This is a genomic window from Paraclostridium bifermentans (assembly GCF_964259345.1).
GTDB classification, from domain to species: domain Bacteria; phylum Bacillota; class Clostridia; order Peptostreptococcales; family Peptostreptococcaceae; genus Paraclostridium; species Paraclostridium bifermentans_B.
This window is the reverse complement of sequence record NZ_CAXVJR010000002.1, coordinates 81,314-104,040: the sequence shown is the minus strand read 5'-3', so window position 1 is coordinate 104,040 and position 22,727 is coordinate 81,314. Positions and strand designations below refer to the sequence as shown.

Below are 22,727 nucleotides of genomic sequence, written 5' to 3'. Positions count from 1 at the left end.
AAGAAATTTAATGCTAATCGCTTCATAAATTCATATTTCATATAATTTTTTGTATACTTATAGCGTAAAAAAGCCCTCTTTAATAGAGAACTTTTTTATCTTAACGTCTAGTAGTATTTCTGTTACTTTTCATCACTCACTAAATTTAACACTTTATATTAGATAAAAATCTAGTGACATTTAAAAGGTATCATTTGTTTAGGAATATTTATATATTATATCTATCTATATATCTCTTCAATACTATTCTTTAAAACTTCATATAATAATCAATGTAAATTCATAAATCTAATTAAATTTAGGTAACCAGTTTTCATGCGCTTTAATCAAATCATCAACTAAATTTCTTATTTCATCTATACTAAGTTGTGATGATGTATGAGGGTCTAACATTGCTGCATGATAAATATATTCTTTCTTTCTAGTTAAAGCGGCCTTTACTGTAAGCTGTTGTACATTTATATTAGTTCTATTAAGTGCTGCAAGTTGTATAGGTAAATCCCCTACAAAACAAGGAGTAACTCCATTTTTATCAGCTACACAAGTTACTTCTACACAACAGTCCTTTGGTAAATTTGTTATAAGCCCAGTGTTTAATACATTCCCTCCAAAAGTATAAGGTACTCCTGTTTCTATCGCTTCGATTATATAAGATGCATATTCTTGTGTTCTACTATGTGTTAGTTCTTTATTATTAACTAAATCAGCTTTACGCTTATTCCAGTTTTCAATTTGAGCTATGCATCTTCTTGGATATTCATCTAATGGAATATTATATTTTTCAATCAATTCAGGATGCGTGCTTTTTATAAAATAAGGTAAATACTCTGCATTATGTTCACTAGATTCTGTTACATAATATCCAAACTGTTTCATTATTTCAAATCTAACCATATCATCATGTTTTCCTAAACATTTTGCTTTTTCCTTTATTTCTGGATATAAATCTTTACCATCTCTAGTTATTTCTAATAACCATCCCATATGATTTATACCTGCTATTTTATAATTTATATTATTAGTTTCCATATCTAATTTTGATAAAAGATCTGATGCACAAGTTTGAACTGAGTGACAAAGTCCAACTGTTTTTACCTTTGTAGCTTGAAGCATTGCTAGAGTTAGCATAGACATTGGATTAGTATAATTCAATAACCAAGCATTTGGACATACTTCTTCTATATCTTTAGCAAAATCTAGCATAACCGGAATAGTTCTTAATGCTCTAAATATGCCTCCAATCCCTAATGTATCTCCTATAGTTTGTCTTAGTCCATATTTTTTAGGTATTTCAAAGTCTATTATTGTACATGGATCATATCCACCTACTTGAATTGCATTAACTATGTATCTTGAATCCTTCAATGCAGATTTTCTATCATAGTACTTTACAATCTTAGCCCTAGATTCATTACAAGTTTTATTTATTGTATTTAACATATTAAATGACTCATCTAATCTTTTCAAATCAATATCATAAAGTGCAATTTCAAAATCACTTAGTACTTTTGTTGACATACAATCTCCTAAAACATTCTTTGCAAATACTGTACTTCCAGCCCCTAAAAAAGTTATTTTTTTCATAATCCACCTCAAATTATATATTCGTATATTATAAATATATAATTTGTTTTTTTATTTATGTTTTTTATTTTCTATTATTATAAAACATTCTTTTGCTACATCAAAAATTAGGATACCTTATACGATATCCTAATTACTTTTAATAATATTTAATTATTTTTATTACTTTAATATAATAAAAACTTATTATCTATATATCAGACATTTCAAGCTCTACAATTTTATTTATATCTAGACTATCTTTATTATCATATTCGCAGAGTGTGTCATCTATTACTATAGGTATATATATTTTAAATTTAGTACCTTTATTCACAGTACTTTCTATTTCAATTTTTCCATTATGCATATCAATTATTTCTTTAACTACACAAAGTCCAATACCACTGCCTTCATTTTTTCTTGTGTATAAATTATCTACTTGATAAAATTTATGAAATATATAATTCAATTTATCTTCTGGTATCCCTACTCCACTATCTCTAACTTCAATAACAACATCCGATACATTTTTATAAACTTCTAAATTTATAATTCCACCGAAATTTGTAAACTTAATAGAATTTGAAAGTAAATTTGATATAACTCTTTGAATTTGATATACATCTATAGCCGTTCTTATTTCCTCTTCTTTTGTGTCAAATATCATTCCTATATTTTTTCGTATCCCAAAATCTATGCTTTCTTCAAATATTGGTTCTACTATATTTACTATATTACAATTTTCTAAATTTAACTTAAACATTCCCGATTCAGCTTTAGTAATATCTATTATATTGTTTGATATTTTTAATAGTCTATAAGAATTGGTATTAATATTTTCTAATTTTTCTAATATATATTCTTCACTTATATCCCCCTTGAAGGTTCTATTTTCTATTACCTTGGAAGTTCCTAAAATTATATTTATTGGAGTTCTTAGCTCATGACTTAGATTTACTATAAAATCAGATTTTAATTGCTCTCTTTCTTTAGCTTTTTCTTCTTCTTCTAATCTTTTTTTATTTATCTTTTTATGTGATGTTGCTGTTTGGATTATAAATAGAACTAACATCATGATAAGAAACATAGTTATTACTATTATAGATTTAACCCATCTAGGTGCTACTATTTCATGAGGTTTTTTATTTATTATATTTATATTTTTATCTACTGATAATGGATCAATATTATATTCATATATACTATCATAATCAACATATGCCTCTGCTCTTGGTTCAAATACATTTTTTATATCATAAACCCTCGTACCTTTTTTTATTTTAATTATCATATTACCTATAGTTTCACCTTGTTTTTTTCCATCATCCATGTATCCACCTAATATTTTAGCGTTCATATAAGTTGGATCATTAGAGTATATTGGCGCACTAGTGTATTTTTTAATTTCATTTATTAAGTTTTTAGGATCTTCATATTTTTTAGATACTTTATCCTGAAATTCTCCAGCTATAATATTTATAGTATTATCTTGTTCTTTCTTCTTTTCTAGTTCATTGAAAACATCTTGAGAGTAATTTGTCCTTATATAGTTTAATTTTATATCTCCATTTAAATATTCATCTATTATTCTATCAATTTCAAATTGAACTGAATCCCCATACCCAGAGTTTTCTATTATTAAGTTCATATTTTTAACATTTGGTGTTAAATCCCTTATTAATGTCATAAGAGTCAAACTGTCATCTCCATGATATATTCCTGCTGAATATTTTTTTTCACTTTTCTCTGAACTAATTTTATTATCTACTCCACTAAATACAAGTGGAATTTTATAAAAATTACTTTCTTTATTTAATACTTCATTTCCTAAAACTTCATAAGCTTCATCATTTACTGTATATATAACATCAATACTTCCTTTTGGATACTTATCCCTTAGCATTTTTTTTAAGGATTTTATATATTCTTCCTCATAATTGTTTCTAAAATCTAAAAACTCAAACTTTAAATTTATACCTTTCTCATTTTCATCTATATAATCTTTTAATCCACTTAGTATAGATGACTCCCAATAATGCTCTTGATGATATGAGTTTAATACTAAAACATTAAAACCTTTTTGATTTATATTGTAAGCATGTGCATTATAAGTAAAATTTTGAATTATAGTGCTTAAGATAAAAATTAAGATATATATCTTTATTCCCTTTTTTATTATCATTAGTAAATCTCCTCAAATAAAACATTCACAAGTATATATAATTCTACATAAACGTATGTTTTCCTCTGCATTTTTCATTCTTTTTATGAAAAATTTACCATTTGTTTTGTTTTTATGTAAATTATTAAACTTTTCTCATTTTTTTAAAGGATTCCTATGTAATGCTTAGTAATATATAAGTATATTCTAAATATAAATTTCATAAATATTAAAAAATATTATAATAAGGAAGTGATTTTTATGAATAGTTTTATAAGCCCTGATAATACCTGGGTTTTATGGGCATTTTTAACTGGTTGGGCTGCTTTTAGTATTTATCTTGAGCAAAAGTATACATGGGCATCAAAAGTCTCTGGAGCTATAATAGCTTTAATTGGTGCTATGGTACTATCAAACCTCAAAATTATACCAACTCAAGCTCCTGCTTATGATCAAGTATGGGGCTACGTTGTTCCTCTTGGGATAACACTTTTATTATTTCAATGTGATATAAAAAAGATTTGGAAAGAAAGCACAAGGTTGTTAATAATATTTTTAATAAGTTCTGTAGGTACAATGTTAGGTGCAATTATAGGCTTTTTAGCACTTAAGAATATTGTTCCAAACCTTAATATGGTAGCTGCTATGATGTCTGGTTCTTATATAGGTGGTGGAGTTAATTTTGCTGCTATAGCTAGTGCTTTTGAAGTTCCTGGAGATTTAGTTTCTGCTGCAGTTATAGCTGATAATCTACTTATGGCACTTTATTTCTTTGTTCTTATAAGCATTCCTTCTATAGCTCTTTTTAGAAAAGCTTTTAATCATCCTCACATAGATGAAGTTGAGAAAGTAGGATCAAACTCTGATTCTACTATAGCTAGTCAGTATTGGGGTAAAAAAGAAATGTCACTTAAAGATATTGCATTTGCAATTTCTTTTGCATTTATAATAGTTGCTGTATCTAATGAAATAGCTAATTTATTCAAGGCAATAATTCCTACTTCAAATGCTGTTTTATCTATATTAAATACTCTACTTTCAAATCATTATTTAATAATAACTACTGTAACTATGCTTTTAGCTACATTTTTTTCTAGTACATTTAGTAATATTAAATCAGCTCAAGAAATCGGTACATTTTTAATGTATATATTCTTTGTTGTTATAGGTGTTCCAGCGTCTATTCCTCTTATATTACAAAAATCTCCTTTACTTTTAGTTTATTGTGTAGTTATGGTTGTTGTTAATATGTTGGTTACATTTATAGGAGCTAAGATTTTTAAATTTGACTTAGAGGAAGCAATACTTGCTTCAAATGCAAATATTGGTGGTCCTACTACAGCTGCAGCTATGGCTATATCTAAGGGTTGGAATAAACTTGTTGGTCCTATATTAATAGTTGGTACTCTAGGTTATATTATAGGTAATTACTTTGGGCTATTGATAGGAAATATATTGATGTAAAATCCAAATAAGTCCCCCTCTATAAACTTTTATACAATTAATGAAACTTAAATTCTATTTTTCATATTATATAATAGTTAAGTCTATATATTATAAGGGGGGATAATTTTGTTTAAGGGATTATTATCAGTAAAAGTTACGGATTTAAATACTAACTATCCTATTGAAGGTGCTAAAATTAAAATTTGCACCATGCCTAAAGATGAATGTAAAAAAGTTAAAGTTTTATATAATTGCTTATGTACAGATTCATCTGGCGAAGTAATTAAAATTATATTAGACGCTCCAAATTATGTATACTCCCAACTACCAAGTCAACATAGAGCTTATGCTACGTACTTAATAAAAATAACCAAAGAAGGATATCAGCCTGTAGTTATTCAAGGTGTTCAAATTCTTCCATACGTTGAAGCAATTCAAACTATACAAATGTCTAAAATAACTCCACTTTCAGCAAATGCTCAATCAATATTTACTATAGATGACCACACGCTGTATAAAATTTATCCAACTAAGATAAGTGAACCTTCTTTAAAACCTACAGAACCTACAATATTATCTCAAGTTGTAGTTCCTGAGTATATTATTGTTCATGATGGTATGCCTAATGATTCAAGTGCTCCAAATTATTGGATACCTTTTAAAGACTATATTAAAAATGTTGCAAGTTCTGAAATATATGCAACTTGGCCTACTCAGACGATATATGCAAATGTAGTAGCTATTATATCTTTTACTTTAAATAGAGTTTATACTGAGTGGTATAAATCTCAAGGATATAACTTTACAATAACTTCAACTACTGCTTATGATCATAAATTTATATATAACAGAAATATATTTGATACTATAAGCATTGCTGTTGATAATATATTTAATGTATATATAAGAAGACCAAAGTCCGCTAAGCAACCTCTTTTAGCTCAGTATTGTGATGGCATTCAAACTCAATGTCCAGGCAAAATGACTCAATGGGGAAGTAAATATTTAGGTGATCAAGGTTATATGTTTGAAGATATTTTAAAATATTTTTATGGATATGATTTAGCTTTACAAGGAACTGATATGATAGAAGGAATTCCTTCTTCTTATCCTGGATATCCACTTACTTTATGGGATTCTGGATCTGATGTTAAAACTATTCAAATTCAACTAAATGCTATAAATAATGCTTATCCTGCAATACCTGAGGTAGATGAAGATGGCATATATGGACCTGCAACTCAAGCTAGTGTTAAGAAATTTCAAGAAATATTTGGCCTTCCTTCAAGTGGTATAGTAGATTTTGCAACTTGGTATGAAATATCTAGGGTTTATGTAGCCGTCACTAAAATAGCTGAATCTTAAGTATAAGTTAAATTAATATTTGAAATAAAAATAAACTAGGGTATGTTTTTTTACTAAACATACCCTAGTTTATTTTTATTTATATTTTACTTTTCCATAGGAAGGCTAGAATCTCCTCCCCACTCATATATAGAACCTTCATAGTTTCTAACATGGTCAAAGCCAACGGCTCTGAGAATCATAGCTGCATAGCCAGATCTTATACCCATTGTTCAGTATACAACAAAGTTATCTTCTGGTTTTACTCCATATGAAGCCATTATTTTTTTAATTTCTTCTTTTGTTTTTGGTGTACCATTATCATTTAAAAGTTCTAACCAAGGCATATTTACTGCACCTTTTATATGTCCACCTCTTGGTTCTCCTGCATTTTGAGAACCATTATATTCTTTTTTAGTTCTAACATCTATTATAACTTCTTTTCCTAAGTTTTCTTTTACATAATCCTTAGTCGCTATATAGCTTTCATTATAATCTTTTAACTTAAGTCCGGTAGTAGGATTTGCTTTTGCTGGTTCATCTGTAGTTTCATACCCTAAATCTTCCCAATAACTTAATCCTCCAACTAACATCTTTACATTATCAAGCCCTGCAACTTTTGATTGCCATACAGCTCTTCCATCTGCCCCAGGACCTTTGAAAACATCTGAGTAAAATACTACAGTTTTAGTATTATCTATGCCTACAGCTTCCATTTTCTTTTGTAGCTCTTTCTTATCTAAAATAGTTCCCCATCCTGGATCTCCTATTTTATTAGATGTATCAGAAAAAGCATGTAATCCTATACTTACAGCCCCTGGTATATGCCCATCTTCATATATATCAGGTTTATTACAATCAAGTAATACAAGATCCTTACTTCCTAACATTTTCTTTAATTCTTGTGGAGTTATAAAATAGTCTACATTTTTATACTCTGCTGCATCAAATTCTTGATTACTACTACTTTTTTTATCACATCCAACTAATAATATAGAAAATGTAGATACTAAAATAAGTAGTAATAAATAAATCTTATTTTTCAAGTTGTTTTCCCCTTTCTGATTTTTTATCTTTCATTATAGCTTTTAAAAGCATTATAAATGTAGATAATGCAAATAAACATAATAACCCTATTACAAATGTCTTCGTAGTACCTGTTAACATACCGCCTATATATGAATATATAATCGTTGCTGGTAACTGGCCTATACCTGTTGCAATAAAAAATGTTGTAAATTTCATAGATGTAAGCCCCGCTGCATAACTAACTATATCAAAAGATATAAATGGTAAAAGTCTTGCTATTAATATTGCAAATTTACCATATCTTCCAAAGAAGTTATCAACTTTATTTAAAGCTTCATTTGAAGTAAGTTTTACAACAACATCTCTTCCTAAAAATTTAGCTATGTAAAAACAAAGCGCTGCTCCTACCATAGAACTAGTCCATGATAATATTGCACCATTTACCCATCCAAATAGACCTGCATTTGCAAAAGTAATTATAAAAGCTGGAAGTGGCGCTATTATAGATTGGAGTACCATAAGTACAAAAGATACTATAGGTGCTAACATTCCAAAACTTAATATATAATTTTTAACCATACCAACATCTACATTGTTTAATATGAATATAGCTTGATTTACATTTATTTTTACTGCTGGAACAAAAAAATATAAACTTATGATAGCTATAACTACGATTAGCTTAATTAGAAGTTTCTTTTTTGATTTAATCACAATTGCCTCCTTGAATTGTTATTTAATTTATAGATAATTTAAATTATTTAAAATTCGTTTTCCCTTTATAATTTTACTATATTCGCCATTTTTCTTAAAATAGAAATTATCTATATTCATTCATACGATTATTGATAATTCCTATACATATTTTGTTTATTAACTTAATATAATAAATAAATTTTTTATACTTTTTAATATAATTTAATCAAATATAAAAATCACCTTAAATAATGTAGTATTTTGCATTATTTAAGGCGATTTTTAATTTAGTATTATATATGTTTTAATGGATCTAGTTGTTCTTCTAGTTCAAAATCTTCATGCTCTTGCTCTAGTATTTTTTTCCCAAATAGTTCTCTATCTTTTTCTTCTTCATCTTTTTTTATTTTTTCATATTCTTTATCTTTTAAATTGTTACTCACTTAAAATCTCTCCATTCTATATATATTTATGTAAATATATATACCCATCTCATTTAAGCTAAATCTTTAATAAAAATACTAAGAAAATTCTATTTATTTTTACTTTTTTTATTTAAGTATCCTTTTTCTAATTTTAATTTTATAAATCCTATAAGTATAGGTGTCCCTATTATAATTAATGCACTTATTAAATAACTTCTATCTGAAAAGTTTAATTTTTTAGCAACAAATATTATAACTATTGATAATAATAAGGAAATATTACATATCCTACTTATAAATTGCTTACATGTTTTATCACATTCTTTATGTATTACTCCTATTAAGTAAATTATCATTCCCGTTAAAAATATTAATATACTGTTCAATTCAAACTCTCCTTTGTTATAATTTCTACTTACTACTTTTGCTTTTTAGCTCTTCTATGATTTATAAACATTAATCCTAATCTAGTTGATATACCTATCATTCCTATTAAAAAGAATAAAAATCATAGTGGTATTAAGAAAAATGGTTCTGATAAAGTTCCATCTTCTAAAACCTTACTTCCTATCATATTAAATGCTACAAAACATCCTATACTTAAAATAAATGGCATTAAGCCTAATATATATTTTTTCATACTGCTACCTCCCTATGTCTTTTATATATTTAATATTTTAATTTTATTATCTTTAATTGAATTATATTATAATACCCATGATTTAGTCAATAATTATTTATTGTTTTTCAATAAATAATTAATTTTAAACAAAACAAAACCTATATTAAATATAGTTAAGATTTAACATAGGTTTTATTTTAATTAAATATTTAAGAAAGGTTTTAGAAAGATTTATTACTTATAATATATGTATATCTAATCTTTGTATTTAAAGTGAAAAAGTAGTACTATTTTAATATAATACTTATCAGCCGAGGAGTGATTTACTTGCATATTTTATCAATTGCATTATTTTCTATATCATCTAATTTAGATAATCTCACAGTGTCTATCGGATATGGTATGGAGAATATAAAAATTAAATTTTTTAGTAACTTTATAATAAGCTTTATATCAGCTTTAGGAACTTTTATATCTATGTCTGTAGGTGCTATAGTTGTAAAGTTTATAAACCCTAAAATAGCTAATAATATCGGTAGTTTTATACTTATCTTTATAGGACTATATTTCTGTTATCAGTTTTTTAAAAATAAATCTGATAATAATCTAATAAATAATCCATCTCGTGCAGATAAAGATAATTCTAAAGTTATCGAACCTAAAGAATCTATTTCTTTAGCATTTGCACTTACTATAAATAATTTTGGAGTAGGATTTGGAGCAAGTGTTGCTGGACTTAATGTTTTTATAACTAGTATAGTTACATTTTTTATAAGTACTTTGTTTTTAGAAATTGGAGATAAATTGGGAAGTGGGTTCTTTAGCAAGATATTTGGCAAGTACTCAGACCTCATTTCCGGCCTTCTAATAGCTTTTATAGGTGTTTATGAGATATTTATATAAAACAATATTAAAAAAGGACGATACGCTCTTTAAAGAGGTTCGTCCTATATTATTATCCTAATATTTGTATTTCTATGTTTTGTCTTCCAAAGTTTATACAATCAGCTTCACTATTCATGAATATATCTATCTTATTTCCTTTTATAGCTCCTCCACAGTCTTCAGCAGTGAATACCATGTCAAACTTAGGTATATAAACCTTAGTTCCGTAAGGTATTACTGAAGGATCTACTGCTATAGTTCCCCACTTAGGAGTAGTTCCTGTAGCTGTTATAGAATGCCCTGAATATGCACTAGCATTTACAGTCATTAAACGTCCACTGTTTCCATTGTTAGAAGTGTTAGTTTCTTCTTTAACTGGTTCTTCTTTTTCAACTACGTTATTATTTGTATTATTACTTTCTTTTACTTCAGTAGTAATTTCTTTAGTGCTTTCTTCTTTAACAGGAGCAGCAACTGCTTTTTCTACTTGCTTAGGTGCTTCAGCTTTTTTATTAGCAGCTTCTTTAGCTTGCTCTAAAGCTTGAGATTCTGTTAATACAAATTCTCCACTTACCCAACCTTCAGTCTTGTCTTTATCATCTAATTGTATTTTATACCATCCATCTTGTTCTTCTAATATTTCTATAGTAGTTTTATTTTCTAAAGATCCTATTTTCTCATCTTCTATTGATGGTCCTTTTCTTACATTTAATTTAGTAGCAGTTACTTCACCTTTTTCTTTTTCAGTGTAGTCTCCACTTACCCAACCTTCTTCTCCGTCAGAAAGTTTTACTTTATTCCATCCATTACTAGTTTCTAATATCTCAACAACCATTCCTCTATCTAAAGATCCTATTCTCTCATCTTCTATTGATGGTCCTTTTCTTACATTTAGGCTATCAGCTTTTACTATCTCTTTCTCTGCTGCATATATACTATTTGTAGATGTGTATAATCCCCCAACTACTAATCCTAATGTTAATACTAATGATTTCCTTGCTCTCTTATTCAAACTCATAAAATTCCTCCATATCAATTAAAAATTTTTTAAAATTATATATTATTGACTCTCATAGTCTTTTAAATTCATGTTTAGTGATTTTGTTACTTTTTCGTAACTTTTTTAAGTTGTACATTTATGTTAATACAGATTTTTCTTTTTGTAAACACCTTGAACCTAAAAAAGTTAAAATTGGTTACAAAAGAGTTACAATTAGCGAACAGTTCTATGCATTGAAATTTCAACGTTTATTACAAATAGTAAAATTTACAAAAATTTTTCAAAAAACTTTTTGTAAATAATCAAAAAATAGTATAAATATCAAAAAAACTGTAAGATTTATCTTTCTAAAAAGACCATTCTTACAGTTTAGTAATTTTAATATCAAATTTTAACTATTCTATACTCTTGATTAAATTTAATCTATACATTTCATAATATTTTTTGCAATTTTATACTAATCTAAAAACTTAATATATATGTTTTTATAAAAATATATTCTCGTATGCTTATAACTATAAACTAATAATTTTATTTTAATACAACTATTAACCTCTATATAGTTATCACCCATATATTTTTATTATAATCTATTTCTATTTGTGTTAATTGTTACTTTTTCTACAAATATTTTTATAATAAATTATGTACTTAAACCATAATATTAGTCATGTCTATGTACAAAGCAAACCATCCCCTTCAATCCTTTGTATTCACTTGGTTTCAGCCTTAAATTTCATTATTTTTTTTATTTTTCCTTCTATATTAATATTTATATATTTCTACAATTAATAATTTTTTATATTTCGTCAAGCTTATCGTCTTTAATATAAAAAAAGCTACCTGTTTTGGTAGCTCTTTATCTTATCTCTTAATATACTTTAAAATCTTTTAACTTTTCAATTTCTACTGGTTTACTATAAAAATAACCTTGAATATAAATTCTGTCTGATATAGTTTTCTTTATAATTTCTACTTGATAAGCTTCTTCCACACCTTCAATTACAATAGATTTATTTTTAGTAATTGCTAAGTAGTCAGCAGTTTCTATAACAGTTTTCTTTATAGATGATTCATTTATGTTATCTATAAAGTATTTATCTAGTTTTACAGTATCAAACTCGAACCTTTCTAGTATAGATATATTTGAGTAATCTACTCCAAAATCGTCTAATGCTATTAAAAATCCTGTATTACTTAATTGGTTTATGTTTTTTCTTACTTTTTCCTGGTTATTATAAGAATTGTTTTCTGTAATTTCTATGCATATAGCATTTCTTTCTATATTTGAACTTTTAAAAATTTCTAGAAACTGATTTAATATTTCATCATTTTCTATTTCTCTTAATGATATATTCATTGATATATAAAAATCATTTGATAGCCCTTTTAAGTTTTTGATCTCATTATAATCTTTTATAATTTTTTTAAGTATCCAAATAGAAACTTCTCCCATCATATTACATTTTTCAATTTCTTGTATAATAACATTTGGCATTATTATTTTTTCATTTATTTTCAGCCTTATTAAAGCTTCAACCCCAACTATTTTATTGTTCTTAGGATTTATTATAGGTTGATAGTTTAACAAATATTTATTCTCATTTATATATCCTCTTATCTTTTTCTTGCATATTATGCACATAATACGAGGATATATATTAATTATAAATATTACAATAAATAATAATAGTATTAATATTTTTAATAATAAATTTCTAAATTTTATATTTTCATTTTCTTCTTTTATTTTACTTTCATTAAATTTATAAGTTGCATTTTTAAAATAGTTTTCAGCAAAAGCTTTATTAGTACTTTCCTTGAACTTTAAAGTATTTACTTCAGTTTCTATTCTTCTTTCTTCATCACCATTTTTAACATATAAATTATGTAAACTTTTTAAGCATATATCTATATATTCATTATCTTTTGCATCACTTGATATTTTTAATGCTTTATTATAGTTCTTTTCTGCTTCAGAATAGTTTTTTTCTGCCAAATTTAAATTACCTAATGCACAATAGTACTCTATATCTTTATTCACATAAAAAACAATATCATCATTATCTAGTAGCTTTTTAGCTTTAGCTAAATATTCTTTAGCTAGCTTCAGATTATTTTTTTTAATATAATATTGTGCTTTAATATTATATTGAGATATATTTACATCATCTAATTTTTCAGGTTTTAAATATTTTTTATATTTATCTATTTCATTTATATACTTTATTGAATTCTCATAATTCCCTAGTATTTGTTCTACTTCAGCAAGATTCGTATATCTATAAATATTTATATCTGCTTGTCTTGCTTCATCAGTTGTATCATTCATTTTCCAAGAATTTAAAATTTTTAAAGCTTCATCATACTCTCCTAATTGCCTAGCTACTACTCCTAAATCTATAACAGCCCTTTGAAGATCATAGCTTCTATTTAATTCTTCTGATAATGATATTACATTTAAAATATTTTCAATAGCATATACATATTTATTACCCATTATATCTAAAACAGCTAACTTTTTACTTATGTAAAGTTTTGAATCCTTATTTGCAAAATTCATATTACTATTTATTTCATTATAACTATCAATTGCTAATTTAAGACCTTTCTCCGTGCTTAAAATAGGTCTAAACATATTCCAAATTACAGATCTATTTTTGTTATAATCACTTTTATCTAACGTATTAAATCCTGTTTTTGCATAATCGATAGCTTTACTCATATCGCCTTCTTTTGCAAAATAATTACTCATAAATTGACAACTATATAAAAAAGCAAAGTCAGAAGTATCTTTATTTTTGTTTTTTATAACTTTTTCAAAATATGATTTAGCTAGTTCTATATTGTTATCTTTTTCTAAGCTTATATATCCTAAAATAAAATATTTATTGGCATTATTATTATAACTTTTAATATGTTTTTCAGCTTCTGTTAAAAGGTTTTCTCCAACCATTTCATTTTGATTATAATTTTTTTCTATATTATCTATTATTAATTTTTCTTTTTCTTTTTCGCCATTACAAAAAACAACAATTATAATTAAACTAATTATAATGCCGTATAAAATTTTCTTGATCATATTTACACTCCCATATATCGGTATTTCCCCTTTAAATTAATTCTATATATTAATAAATGTAGTGTCAATTAACATTTAGAATATATTGTAATTATTTGTATAATTTTGAAATAAAAAATAGAACTAAATTATTTAGTCCTATTTTTTATTAATATTAAAACTTTTTAACTGTGTAAGATTTAAAGGCTTACTATAATAGTATCCTTGAATATAAACTTTTTTAGATAATGTATTTTTTATAACCTCCATTTGCTCTTTAGTCTCTACACCTTCAACAATTATAGTTTTATTCCTAAAACAAGACAAGTAATCAGCACTTTCTATTACCATACTATTAATTGGAGATTCATTAATATGATCAATAAAATATTTATCTATTTTAATAGCATCAAATTCAAACCTTCCTAGCATACAAACATTAGAGTATTCTGTCCCAAAATCATCTAAAGCTATAGAAATTCCATATTCTTTAATTTTACAAATTCTTTCTCTTACAATATTTTCGTCTTTATAATTATTATTTTCTGTAATCTCTATACATAAAACATTTCTAGGAATGTTTATTTTTTCAATCGACTTTTTAAGCTCATCAAAAAAAACATTATCTTCTATGTCTTTTAATGATATATTCATTGATATATAAAAATCTTTTGATAAATTACCTATTTTTTTAATCTCTTCATAGTCTTTAATAATTTTATTTAATATCCAAATAGCTATTTCCCCAGTCAGGTCACATAGTTCAATTTCTTTCAGTATAACCTTTGGCATTATCAATTTTTCATTTATTTCAAGCCTAATTAGTGATTCAAACCCAACAATTTGACTATTTTTAGGGTTTACTACTGGTTGATAGTTCAATATATATTTATTTTCTTTTATATACTTTCTTATTTTCGATTTCAACTTGTACTTCCTTATATTCGGATAAATATTAAATATAAACAATATACTAGTTAAAGTTATTATAATAACTTTTAAAAACATATTTTTCATTTTCATATTGCTAGTTTCATGTATAGTTTTCTCGTTTTTATATCTATATAAAACGTTATCATAATAATTATCAGAGAAGGTTTTATCTTCTTTACTTTCAACCTCTAGTAATTTGTCTTCATACTTATATTTACTCTCTTTATCTCCAATTTTCTCATATAGTTTTACTAATAACTTTAACCCAATTTCTTTATATTCAGCATTTAATCTTTCATCTGATATTTCTATTGCTTTATTATAGTTTTTTATAGCCTCATCATAATTTCTTTCTTTAGTATTAAGATTTCCTAATGTTAAGTAGTAATCTATATTTTTATCTACAAAAAAAGTGTACTTATCTTCATCCAACATAATCTTAGCTTTTTTTAGATATTCTTGTGCTGAATCCAAATTATTTTCTTTTATATTATATTGCGCTTTTATTATATTTTTTAAAATTTTAACATCATCTAAATCTTCTTTTTTTAGATTTTTTTCGTACATATCAGTTTTATTTATATAGTTTATAGCTTTATCATAATTTCCTAATATAATTTCTATTTCAGATAAATTTATATATTTATAACAATTTAATTGAGCTGTTAATTCTTCATTCTTTATATTCATATCACCTTTGTAGTCAATTATTTTTATAGCTGCATCGTACTGCCCCATTTCTCTAGCAATAAGACCTAATTCTATAATAGATCTATATAAATTTTCATTATCCTTTACTTCTTTTGAAAGTTCAATAACTTGTAAGTTTCCATTTATAGCATTTACGTGTTTACCTAATATCGTATTTAAAGTAGTCCATCTTTTTAATACATATATCCTAGACTCATCATCCATTAAATTTAAATATTTTATAATCCTATCATAACTGTCTAGTGATACTTCTCTTCCTTTTTCATAATCTAGTAAATCTCTAAAACTATGCCATATAATTTTTTTATACCTTCCATATGCAATAGGCTTTATGCTATCGAAACTTTTATTTGCATAATATATAGCTTTGTCTATATCTTTGTTATCGATTTCATAATTACTTAAATAATTGTAACTATATAACATTGCAAAATCATAAGTTTTATCATTAGCATATTTTATAACTTTTTTAAAATAGCTACTAGCTAATTTTTCATTATTGTACGTATTTAAATTGATATATCCTAATATAAAATAATCATTAGAATTTTTATTTTTATTATAATTGGCTTTCACTTTAGCTTCCTCAATAAACTCTGTACTTAATTTATAATCATTTTCATAGCTTTTTTCTATACTGTTTATGATTAAACCAGTATCTTTATTTCTAAAGTTTATAAGTATCAAAATTATTATTAATCCACTTATAGCAATTAAAATATTTTTTATTGTACGCTTTATACTAATCCGCCTCCGACCTTATTTTATAGATATTAATCATATTATATTAAAAATATTTAATTGTAAATATATATGCTAATTGTTTAAATATTTAAAAATCCACCTCACTTAAGGTCCTTGATAACACAAAATAGGGCCTATATAGACCCTATTTTATCATTATAATATAAAAAATCCTGCTGCTATTATAAAATATACGGATAATAGTTGTACACCTTCTAGCCAATTTGATTCCCCATCACTAGCAACCCTATTAACTATAAGTACTGAAACTATTAAAGATACTAACTCAAATGGGTTAAACACTATACTCATCGGAGTAAATAATAAACTTAAAAAAATTAAAACTGGTGCAACAAATAATATTATCTGTAAACTTGATCCAACTGCAATTTCAACAGCTACATCCATTTTATTTTTCATTGCCATAACAATAGCCGTAGAATGTTCTGCTGCATTTCCTATAATAGGTATTAAGATTATACCTACAAAAAATTCACTTAATCCTAATGTATCAGTTATAGCATCTACACCACTAACTAAAAACTCACTTTCTATCGCTATTAGCACAGTAGCAATTGCCAGTATTGATATTGCTTTTTTTAAAGTCCATTTAGCACTTCCCTCTTCTTCATGCTCAACTGAATATATATCTTTGTGAGTATAAAAAGAAAATACCAAACTCAATATGTATATAGTAAACATGATTACAGCAACCACTACGCTTAGTCCTTCATATCTAGTATTTAATAAATTTGGATTTATAGTATGTGTAAATATTGCAGGTATGCAAAGACCTATAACAGCAAACAATAGCATACTTGAAGATACTTCAATAACTTTTTTATTAAAAGTTTGAGTTTTATGCTTAAGACCTCCAAATAGCATACTAGCTCCAAGAACTAATAGTATATTTCCTATAACAGAACCTGCTATAGAGGCTTTTACTACATCAAACAATCCCGCTTTAAGAGCAAAAAATGAAATTATTAACTCTGTAGCATTCCCAAATGTAGCATTTAGAAATCCACCTATCTTAGGCCCCGTATAAAAAGATATTTCTTCTGTAGCTTCTCCCATAATACCAGCTAGGGGTATTATAGATAACGCAGCCAATACAAACATTACCGTAGGTTGTAAATGTATAAATTCACCTATAATACTTATAGGTATAAAAATCAGTAAATACTTTAAAATTTTCATATTCTACCTCTTATATATTTAGATTTTTGATAGTTTCGTTTCTAACTTATTATATTCCTATGATATTTTTTTGTCTAGATTCAATATATATTATTTTTTAGTTTAAATATTCTTATTCTTTTTAACAATAAAAAAAGTAACTTAAAAATATTATTATATCTAATAAGTTACTTTTTATTTATTCATATTATACAATTCTTTATTGTCCCTATAACTAATAGTATTGCACTCCAAAATAAAGCTGAAGATGTATATGCTGCATATTCATGTAATTGCTGATTGCTTAAAGATGCAATTGTCACAATTAATATAGTTATAGATATTATTCTTGATATAATTTTTTGTTTTTTTATAGTTCTGTACGATAATATTTTTTTCCTATCCTCTACTGGAGCTAACATGTATATTCCACCAAAGCTTAACATTGAAAATATTGTAACTAACGCCTTATATGTTATTAAGTCGTCATAATTTGATAGATAAATAGTCAGCAAAAACATACTAATAAACATTGTTAATCGTATAATGTATTTTTGAGGTTTATACCCTCTTGCAAATTTTCTAATTGATACATAGCATACTAAAAGTATCATGCCTTGAATTACTCTATTAAATATTTCCCCTACTATGTATACACTTATAACACTAATTACTAAATATATAAAAGAACTAATTCTTACTTTTAAATTTTTATGTTTATCTTCATTTATGAAATTTTTAGAGATAAAAAAAGATGCTACTTTATCAGTAAGTGCTTCAACCATCCCGTCCTCCTTAAAGCCTTTTATTTTAAAGTAACATCTTATATTTATTTATTCAATATATATTTCAAAACTGGTCATTAAATGTACATAATTGGAAATTATTATCGGAAAATGTAGCATTATTTAAGAGGAATCATTATCGTTAATAAAAACTTATTTTTATCAAAATTTATATCTATTTCTCCATCATACTTTCTTACTACATCTTTTATATTTTTAATTCCAATCCCTTTTATAAATTTATTTTTTTTATCACTTATTATACGTCCATTTTTTCTTAAAACATTATTAACTTTACTGTTTTCTATATTTATAACACAAAAGTTTTTTACATATGTAACTTTTATATTTATATACTTAGGAGTTTTATCATCTTTTATTTTTTCACATGCTTGTATAGCATTATCTAATGCATTAGATAATATAATACACATATCTGTCATATCTATAAAATTTAATTTAGAAAAGTCTAAAAATGAATTTAAACTTATATCTTTTTCTATACATAAATACTTCTTATCACTCATTATAATATCAACTATTTTATTTCCAGTATTAAAATGATTATCCATACTATTAATTTCTAAATTTATATTTTTTACATACTCGTGTACTTTTTCTATATCATCTAAGTTAGCTATACAAATCATATGATTTTTCATATCATGGTATAAACGTTTAATTTTTTCTTGATTACTTTCTACATTCATGTAATAATTGCATTCCATATTTATTCTTTCTTTAATAAGCTTATGTTCTAATCTCATTTTATTATTTCTTAAAATTTTATATATTATTATAATCAAAAATATACTAGATACCATTAATAATGAAGAAATAAAAATAATTATATAATTGCTCGTTTTTTTACTAGGTATGTAATCTATAGCATAGGTATATATAGTAAGTAATATTAATATATTACTAAAAACCGGTATAGATATATAAATATATTCTTTTTTACTCAATTCACCTGCTAATCTAAAATAGCTAAAGTAAAGTACACAAATAAATGCTACCGACTTTGATAAAATTATAGCCTCTAACCTATATACATTATATAATAATACTTCAGATATACTTATAGAGTTTATAACTGCAACTAAACTAGCACTTAAAACTTCTACTCCACCTAATATAGTTATAAATATCAATGGAATTATTATACTTTTAATAAAACTCACCTTATAGTTTATTTTATAAAATGCATAGCTAATGAATAAACCTATAAAAAATCTTACATTAGTTTTAAGTTCTATCATATTAAAAGCAAAAAATATAAATATTATTACTATGAAACTTATTCTATTTACTTTTTTAGAAGTCCTTTTTTCGCTTACTGTATTAAATAAGATATAAAAAGTTATTAGTTCTATTCCTAGCGTAAATAAGTGTACTAGATCCCAAAACATGTAGTTTTCTAACATATTATAGCTCCTAATAAATTAGTTAGTTCTTTTTTTAAGCTTTGTATCCTGTGTTTGCTTACAGGTATTTCATTATCACATATGTATACTATAGATTTATCTATACTATCAACTTTGTTTAAATTTATCATAAAACTATTATGGCATCTAAAAAACTTTCTACCTTTTAATAGTCTTTCAATTTTTCTCATACTCATTTTCACTCTATACTCTGATTCCTTTTTATGTATTATAAGTTCTCGCCCTTGCGTTTCTATGTAAAAAACATCTTCTAACATAATTTTAATTACATTATTTTTATTATTAATTATTAGATAATTATCTTCTTTTTCTATTATATTAGAAATACACTCACCAAGGTGCTTTTCTATAACTTCATAATTTAAAGGCTTAAGTAAGTACCTATAAGCCCTCACTTCATACCCTTCATATACATAATCGCTAACTGAAGTTGTAAATAATATTTCTACATTTTTATCAAATTCTCTAAGTTTTCTAGCTGTATCCATACCTGTCAAATTTTTCATCTGTATATCTAAAAATAAAATATCTAATCTATTTGGATATTTACTAAGCATTTCTTCACCAGATTTAAACGTATATATTTCAAAATTAATTTCTTTTAATATTAAAATATCTTTTATATGATTTACTAAAATATTAGAATGTATTAAATCATCTTCACAAACACCTACATATAAAACCATATTTATTTCCTCCCTAGGTAAACCACCTATATGTTTTGGTAATTTTTACTATCTATATTATATATTTAATTCTAATATTTTTCAAAAAACAAATATTTTTACAAAAATTCACTTTTTATCTATAACCGAAAGTATCATATAGTTTAATAGCGCAAAAAAGACTGTTTTCTCAACAGTCTTTTTAAGGGAATATTTTTTATACTTTTTAGGGGATAGTATTTTAAAGGGGATTTGAGTAATCTATAAAATAAATTACTCAAATTTTAATATATTTATTTAAAGTGCTTTAATTTTTATTATTATGTCAATTCCTAATGTCTTGTTATTTTTTGTCTTATCTTGTTGTCTATGTATACAATATAACATAATTTTGTATACAAATCTAGAATAAAAATTATTTTTTATATATTATTTGAATTTTATATAAACCTAAAAATAAAGACTGTGTTTCCGATACACAGTCCTTTAAGGGGAGATTTTAAAATACTATTTAGGGGATAGTATTTTGTTATGGTATTTATAAGAACAACTTAGTTCTTATTACTCAACACTTTTTAAGTGCTATAATTACAATTAGTAATTTTATATTTTTAGGGCTTAATTGTAATTATTTATATTAATTATTTACCCATATACAATCCGTTAAAACTTATTTTTTCAAAATATTCTATATTTTTTCATTTTTCTCACTAAATTAGTAAAAGACTATCTTGTTAATAGCCTTTTACATTAGAATATTTAATTTACTTTAATAGGGTTTATAAGGGGATTAGAGGAGTCTTCAAACTCCTCTTTTTTATGTCTTTATCTTATAAGTGAGTATTTTTTATTTTATGTCAATTACCTAATGCTTTGTTATCTTTTGTCTAATCTTGTTGTCTATGTATACAATATAACACTTTTATTTTTATAAATCTAGATTATAATTGTTTTTTTATATAAAAATTATTTTTTATAATATTTTTTAATATATAATTTTATTTTTAAATATAAAAAACACTATACCTCAATTAATATAACCTACATCAATTTTCCAAATTATAACCTAGTATTAATATACCCATATTATTTAACTTAACAACAATATTTAATTTAATATAACTTTTTACATCCAAAAACACCAAGCGATTTTTTCACTTGGTGTTTATATATTTCATATATTTTATTAATCTATAAAAGTAGTAACATCTTCTAATGGTTTTCTTGGAGGACTTGGTGGTTGATTATCTTCAGCTACACCTAAAGCTATCATAGACATTAATTCATATCCAGGCTTTTCAAATCCTATAAGCTTTTCTATCTCAGTCTTAGCATGAGTAGGTCCTGTCATATAACATGCTCCATATCCCATTTCAGTTGCTGCTAATAAGAAGTTTTCTACAGCAGCCCCTATTCCTTGAGCTCCTGATTGTGGTGATTCTAAAACATCTAGTACCTCTTTAGGAGCATCATTTTCTTTTAATATTTTATACTCTATCATCTTATACGGGCATCCATAAACCAATACTACTACTGGAGCATTTTTAAAACATGTATAATAGTTTATAACACTCATATGTATTTTTTTATCTTTTTCAGTTTTTGCTAACTCTCCTATTTTTTCATGGCTCTTAGTTACAATATCGGCCATTTCATCTATCATTTCTTTATTTTGAAGTACTACAAAGTGCCAGTTTTGTTGATGCTTTGGAGATGGAGCTTGAGTAGCTGCCTTTAATAATTCAACTATATCTTCCTTTGGAACTGGTGCATCTTTGAATTTTCTTATACTTTGACGATTATATATAAAATCTAAATTTGCCATTTTACATTCTCCTTTTATAAGCTATATATTTTATAAGTCAATCTTATGAAATTTATTATATATAAAAAATAGTTTTATGTCAAACTATTTTTATATCAATTTATTTTATCTCATCTCATTTTTTATTAATTTTTATATAATGTATTGTATGCAAATTTAAATAATGCTATCATATGCAGATAACTAAATTTTATATATTTGA

19 protein-coding genes are annotated in these 22,727 nt (G+C 25.0%); 3 read left to right on the top strand and 16 right to left on the bottom strand.

Features of this window, described 5'->3' with window-relative positions; genetic code table 11:
* Window positions 1-288 precede the first annotated feature (288 nt).
* Window positions 289-1,584 carry an alpha-glucosidase/alpha-galactosidase gene (locus tag ACEXNK_RS04605; protein WP_373599281.1) on the bottom strand — a complete coding sequence of 432 codons (1,296 nt, stop codon included), beginning with the start codon at window positions 1,582-1,584 and terminating at the stop codon, window positions 289-291.
* A 190-nt stretch (window positions 1,585-1,774) separates the two neighbouring features.
* On the bottom strand, window positions 1,775-3,748 hold the full coding sequence (locus ACEXNK_RS04600; protein ID WP_373599282.1) for a sensor histidine kinase: 1,974 nt from the start codon (window positions 3,746-3,748) through the stop codon (window positions 1,775-1,777).
* 240 nt (window positions 3,749-3,988) lie between these two features.
* Between ACEXNK_RS04600 and ACEXNK_RS04595 the strand changes: the two genes are divergently transcribed.
* Together ACEXNK_RS04595 and ACEXNK_RS04590 are read left to right on the top strand one after the other, a co-directional pair.
* On the top strand, window positions 3,989-5,191 hold the full coding sequence (locus ACEXNK_RS04595; protein ID WP_373599283.1) for a DUF819 family protein: 1,203 nt from the start codon (window positions 3,989-3,991) through the stop codon (window positions 5,189-5,191).
* 108 nt (window positions 5,192-5,299) lie between these two features.
* Complete coding sequence (locus ACEXNK_RS04590) at window positions 5,300-6,538, top strand: peptidoglycan-binding protein (RefSeq protein ID WP_373599284.1); 1,239 nt, start codon at window positions 5,300-5,302, stop codon at window positions 6,536-6,538.
* A gap of 86 nt (window positions 6,539-6,624) precedes the next feature.
* Here the strand turns inward: ACEXNK_RS04590 and ACEXNK_RS04585 are convergent, their stop codons facing one another.
* The 6 genes from ACEXNK_RS04585 to ACEXNK_RS04560 form a co-directional block, all read right to left on the bottom strand.
* A complete protein-coding gene (locus tag ACEXNK_RS04585; RefSeq protein ID WP_373599285.1) occupies window positions 6,625-6,747 on the bottom strand; it encodes a hypothetical protein in 123 nt (40 codons plus the stop codon).
* A gap of 3 nt (window positions 6,748-6,750) precedes the next feature.
* Window positions 6,751-7,563 (bottom strand): sulfurtransferase, encoded by an 813-nt coding sequence (locus ACEXNK_RS04580; RefSeq protein ID WP_373599286.1) that lies wholly within the window; start codon window positions 7,561-7,563, stop codon window positions 6,751-6,753.
* Window positions 7,553-8,260: a TVP38/TMEM64 family protein gene (locus ACEXNK_RS04575; protein WP_373599287.1), complete on the bottom strand. Its 708-nt coding sequence runs from the start codon at window positions 8,258-8,260 to the stop codon at window positions 7,553-7,555. Before ACEXNK_RS04575 ends, ACEXNK_RS04580 begins: the two co-directional genes overlap by 11 nt.
* 275 nt (window positions 8,261-8,535) lie before the next feature.
* Window positions 8,536-8,685: a hypothetical protein gene (locus ACEXNK_RS04570; protein WP_373599288.1), complete on the bottom strand. Its 150-nt coding sequence runs from the start codon at window positions 8,683-8,685 to the stop codon at window positions 8,536-8,538.
* A gap of 89 nt (window positions 8,686-8,774) precedes the next feature.
* A complete protein-coding gene (locus ACEXNK_RS04565; RefSeq protein ID WP_373599289.1) occupies window positions 8,775-9,053 on the bottom strand; it encodes a hypothetical protein in 279 nt (92 codons plus the stop codon).
* 122 nt (window positions 9,054-9,175) lie between these two features.
* Window positions 9,176-9,307 carry a DUF3955 domain-containing protein gene (locus tag ACEXNK_RS04560; protein WP_373599290.1) on the bottom strand — a complete coding sequence of 44 codons (132 nt, stop codon included), beginning with the start codon at window positions 9,305-9,307 and terminating at the stop codon, window positions 9,176-9,178.
* Window positions 9,308-9,616: 309 nt separating this feature from the next.
* On the opposite strand from ACEXNK_RS04560, the gene ACEXNK_RS04555 reads away from it, so the two are divergent.
* Complete coding sequence (locus tag ACEXNK_RS04555) at window positions 9,617-10,192, top strand: manganese efflux pump (RefSeq protein ID WP_373599291.1); 576 nt, start codon at window positions 9,617-9,619, stop codon at window positions 10,190-10,192.
* Between the two features lie 52 nt (window positions 10,193-10,244).
* On the opposite strand, the gene ACEXNK_RS04550 is transcribed toward ACEXNK_RS04555, so the two are convergent.
* The 8 genes from ACEXNK_RS04550 to ACEXNK_RS04515 form a co-directional block, all read right to left on the bottom strand.
* On the bottom strand, window positions 10,245-11,192 hold the full coding sequence (locus ACEXNK_RS04550; RefSeq protein WP_373599292.1) for an SH3 domain-containing protein: 948 nt from the start codon (window positions 11,190-11,192) through the stop codon (window positions 10,245-10,247).
* An 853-nt stretch (window positions 11,193-12,045) separates the two neighbouring features.
* On the bottom strand, window positions 12,046-14,256 hold the full coding sequence (locus tag ACEXNK_RS04545) for an EAL domain-containing protein (RefSeq protein ID WP_373600964.1): 2,211 nt from the start codon (window positions 14,254-14,256) through the stop codon (window positions 12,046-12,048).
* 138 nt (window positions 14,257-14,394) lie between these two features.
* Window positions 14,395-16,566, bottom strand: a complete 2,172-nt coding sequence (locus tag ACEXNK_RS04540) for an EAL domain-containing protein (protein WP_373600965.1) — start codon at window positions 16,564-16,566, stop codon at window positions 14,395-14,397.
* Between the two features lie 213 nt (window positions 16,567-16,779).
* Window positions 16,780-17,823 (bottom strand): calcium/proton exchanger, encoded by a 1,044-nt coding sequence (cax, locus tag ACEXNK_RS04535; RefSeq protein WP_373600966.1) that lies wholly within the window; start codon window positions 17,821-17,823, stop codon window positions 16,780-16,782.
* Window positions 17,824-18,005: 182 nt separating this feature from the next.
* On the bottom strand, window positions 18,006-18,587 hold the full coding sequence (locus tag ACEXNK_RS04530; protein WP_373600967.1) for an accessory gene regulator B family protein: 582 nt from the start codon (window positions 18,585-18,587) through the stop codon (window positions 18,006-18,008).
* A 119-nt stretch (window positions 18,588-18,706) separates the two neighbouring features.
* On the bottom strand, window positions 18,707-20,014 hold the full coding sequence (locus ACEXNK_RS04525; protein WP_373600968.1) for an ATP-binding protein: 1,308 nt from the start codon (window positions 20,012-20,014) through the stop codon (window positions 18,707-18,709).
* Entirely contained in the window at window positions 20,008-20,721 is a 714-nt protein-coding gene (locus ACEXNK_RS04520; protein ID WP_373600969.1) for a LytR/AlgR family response regulator transcription factor, read from the bottom strand. The genes ACEXNK_RS04525 and ACEXNK_RS04520 overlap by 7 nt, the downstream gene beginning before the upstream one ends.
* Before the next feature lie 1,165 nt (window positions 20,722-21,886).
* Window positions 21,887-22,525, bottom strand: a complete 639-nt coding sequence (locus ACEXNK_RS04515; protein WP_373600970.1) for a nitroreductase family protein — start codon at window positions 22,523-22,525, stop codon at window positions 21,887-21,889.
* Window positions 22,526-22,727: the final 202 nt, after the last annotated feature.

What these genes read in the sequence shown, in the direction of transcription:
- ACEXNK_RS04605 (WP_373599281.1), bottom strand. Translation starts at nt 1,584, where the DNA reads ATGAAAAAAATAACTTTTTTAGGGGCTGGAAGTACAGTATTTGCAAAG.
- ACEXNK_RS04600 (WP_373599282.1), bottom strand. Translation starts at nt 3,748, where the DNA reads ATGATAATAAAAAAGGGAATAAAGATATATATCTTAATTTTTATCTTA.
- ACEXNK_RS04595 (WP_373599283.1), top strand. Translation starts at nt 3,989, where the DNA reads ATGAATAGTTTTATAAGCCCTGATAATACCTGGGTTTTATGGGCATTT.
- ACEXNK_RS04585 (WP_373599285.1), bottom strand. Translation starts at nt 6,747, where the DNA reads ATGGGTATAAGATCTGGCTATGCAGCTATGATTCTCAGAGCCGTTGGC.
- ACEXNK_RS04560 (WP_373599290.1), bottom strand. Translation starts at nt 9,307, where the DNA reads ATGAAAAAATATATATTAGGCTTAATGCCATTTATTTTAAGTATAGGA.
- ACEXNK_RS04550 (WP_373599292.1), bottom strand. Translation starts at nt 11,192, where the DNA reads ATGAGTTTGAATAAGAGAGCAAGGAAATCATTAGTATTAACATTAGGA.
- ACEXNK_RS04545 (WP_373600964.1), bottom strand. Translation starts at nt 14,256, where the DNA reads ATGATCAAGAAAATTTTATACGGCATTATAATTAGTTTAATTATAATT.
- cax (WP_373600966.1), bottom strand. Translation starts at nt 17,823, where the DNA reads ATGAAAATTTTAAAGTATTTACTGATTTTTATACCTATAAGTATTATA.
- ACEXNK_RS04530 (WP_373600967.1), bottom strand. Translation starts at nt 18,587, where the DNA reads ATGGTTGAAGCACTTACTGATAAAGTAGCATCTTTTTTTATCTCTAAA.
- ACEXNK_RS04525 (WP_373600968.1), bottom strand. Translation starts at nt 20,014, where the DNA reads ATGTTAGAAAACTACATGTTTTGGGATCTAGTACACTTATTTACGCTA.
- ACEXNK_RS04520 (WP_373600969.1), bottom strand. Translation starts at nt 20,721, where the DNA reads ATGGTTTTATATGTAGGTGTTTGTGAAGATGATTTAATACATTCTAAT.
- ACEXNK_RS04515 (WP_373600970.1), bottom strand. Translation starts at nt 22,525, where the DNA reads ATGGCAAATTTAGATTTTATATATAATCGTCAAAGTATAAGAAAATTC.